Annotated in this window: 5 protein-coding genes; all 5 read left to right on the top strand. The window is 69.4% G+C overall.

The genetic code is table 11. The annotated features are described in order from the left end of the window. A partial coding sequence (locus tag GJ693_RS17170; RefSeq protein ID WP_408014603.1) for a hypothetical protein occupies window positions 1–263 on the top strand: 263 nt, incomplete at its 5' end. Next, window positions 260–559, top strand: a complete 300-nt coding sequence (locus tag GJ693_RS15725; protein WP_156257179.1) for a FliM/FliN family flagellar motor switch protein — start codon at window positions 260–262, stop codon at window positions 557–559. The genes GJ693_RS17170 and GJ693_RS15725, both read left to right, overlap by 4 nt. A 113-nt stretch (window positions 560–672) precedes the next feature. Beyond that, window positions 673–867 (top strand): flagellar biosynthetic protein FliO, encoded by a 195-nt coding sequence (locus tag GJ693_RS15720; RefSeq protein ID WP_235902989.1) that lies wholly within the window; start codon window positions 673–675, stop codon window positions 865–867. Next, entirely contained in the window at window positions 864–1,517 is a 654-nt protein-coding gene (gene fliP, locus GJ693_RS15715; protein WP_156257177.1) for a flagellar type III secretion system pore protein FliP, read from the top strand. The genes GJ693_RS15720 and fliP overlap by 4 nt, the downstream gene beginning before the upstream one ends. Continuing rightward, entirely contained in the window at window positions 1,514–1,801 is a 288-nt protein-coding gene (locus tag GJ693_RS15710; RefSeq protein WP_156257176.1) for a flagellar biosynthetic protein FliQ, read from the top strand. The genes fliP and GJ693_RS15710 overlap by 4 nt, the downstream gene beginning before the upstream one ends. Window positions 1,802–1,976: the final 175 nt, after the last annotated feature.

Genomic DNA, 1,976 nt, shown 5'->3' with positions numbered 1-1,976 from the left:
CACGGCCTCCTCTGCCGCTGGGCGCCGGCCTGTTCGATCTGCCGGCGCGACTGGCGGTGCGGCTGGCAGAGGAGGCCGTGCCGCTCGCCCGCCTGCTGCCGCTGCAGCCCGGCCTCGTCATCGCGTTCAACGCCTGCCCGGACATGCCGGTGCTGCTCGGCGACACCCAAGTCGCGGTTGCCAGCCTCGCCCCGCTGCCCGACGGCCGCCAGCAGGCCAGCATCACCACCCTTGCCCTCAAGCCCATTGGAGACCGCGCATGACCATCGACCCCGGCACCATGCAGGGCCAGCCCACCGACGCCCCGTCTGATGTCGCCCGATTGGGCGCGTTCGGCGCCATCAGCGTGCGGCTGGCCATCGAGGTGGGCGGCATCCGCCTGAAACTGGCCGATGTGCTGAACATGGCGCCGGGCCAGGTGCATGTGCTTGACCGGCGGGTGGACCAGCCCGTGGACGTGCTGATTTCGGAACGGCTGGTGGCGCGCGGCGAGATCGTGAGCGTCGGCGACAAGTTTGGCGTGCGCCTGACCGAGGTGTTGCCGGGGAACGGCCTGTGAGGGGACTCAATCTCCTCGGTCGTCGCCCCGGACTTGATCCGGGGCCCCGCTTGGCCAGCGGAGAAACAGCGGGGCCCCGGATCAAGTCCGGGGCGACGGGTGGGGGAATCACATTGGGCGCGCTCGTCGACGCCCTTCGCAGCCGCGCCCCGGGCTGGAGCCTGCCGGCCCGCCACGCCCTGGTGGTGCAGACGCTCCCCTTGGGCCCCGGCAGCCGGCTGGTCGTGGTCGAATTCGCTGGCCGGCGCCTGCTGGTCGGCCAGTCGCGGGCCGGGCTGGCCATCCTTGCAGACGTGCCGGCCGAATGAACGCGGTGCTGAACCTGCCGCCGCTGGCGACGTCGTTGCAGATATTGCTGCTGATGACGGCGCTGACGCTGCTGCCGGCGGCGCTGCTGATGATGACGGCCTTCACCCGCATCGCCATCGTGCTTGCAATCCTGCGCCAGGCGCTGGGCTTGGGGCAGAGCCCGCCCAACCAGCTGCTGGTCGGCACCGCGCTGCTGCTCACCGTCTTCGTGATGAAGCCGCAGCTCGACCGGATTTACGACAGCGCCTGGAAACCGATGGTGGCGGGCAGCCTGCCGGCCGAAACTGCACTGGCGCGCACCGGCGCGGAGCTGAAGGCGTTCATGCTGACCCAGACCCGCGCCAAGGACCTCACCCGTTTTGCCGAGATTGCCGGCGGCGGGCCCTATGCTAGGCCGGCCGATGTGCCGCTGCCCGTCGTCATGCCGGCGTTCGTGGCGAGCGAGTTGAAGACCGCGCTGGAAATCGGGCTGGTGATCTATCTGCCCTTCCTGGTCATCGATCTGATCGTCGCTTCGATCCTGATGGCGATGGGCATGATGATGGTCTCGCCGGCCACGGTGTCGCTGCCGGTCAAGATCGCGCTGTTCGTCATCGTCGATGGCTGGACGCTGGTGCTGGGCGCGCTCGCCAGGAGTTTCGGTTCATGACGCTGGCTCCGGCGCCTGACGACGCGATGCTGGGCGATCTGGCGCGTGAGGCGGTGCTGCTGTTTGCCGGCAGCGCGGCGACCTTCCTGGTGCCGCTGCTGGTGGTCGCCGTGGTCGTCGGCCTCATCCAGACGATCTTTTCGGTGCAGGAAAGCAGCATTTCCTTCCTGCCCAAGCTGGCGGCGCTTGTGCTGGTGACGGCCATCGCCGGCGAACGCCTGCTGCTTGGCCTCGCCGACTATCTGGAGCGCGGGCTGATCGACATGGTGGGGGCGATCCATTGATGATCGCCATCCCCGCCTTTGACGGCCTCGAATGGATGACGCGCTTCACGCTTGCGGCAGTGCGTCCGCTGGCGATGATGCTGCTGCTGCCGCGGCTGGCCGGGGCGGAGTTGCCGTGGCGCGCGCGGCTGGCGCTGGTGGCGGCGCTGGCGGTTTTTGCCGCGTTCCGGCCGGG

The sequence above is a fragment of the Sandarakinorhabdus oryzae genome (genome assembly GCF_009733735.1).
In the GTDB taxonomy this organism is placed as follows: domain Bacteria; phylum Pseudomonadota; class Alphaproteobacteria; order Sphingomonadales; family Sphingomonadaceae; genus Sandarakinorhabdus; species Sandarakinorhabdus oryzae.
This window is presented reverse-complemented; position numbering and strand designations above follow the sequence as displayed.

What these genes read in the sequence shown, in the direction of transcription:
- GJ693_RS15725 (WP_156257179.1), top strand. Translation starts at nt 260, where the DNA reads ATGACCATCGACCCCGGCACCATGCAGGGCCAGCCCACCGACGCCCCG.
- fliP (WP_156257177.1), top strand. Translation starts at nt 864, where the DNA reads ATGAACGCGGTGCTGAACCTGCCGCCGCTGGCGACGTCGTTGCAGATA.
- GJ693_RS15710 (WP_156257176.1), top strand. Translation starts at nt 1,514, where the DNA reads ATGACGCTGGCTCCGGCGCCTGACGACGCGATGCTGGGCGATCTGGCG.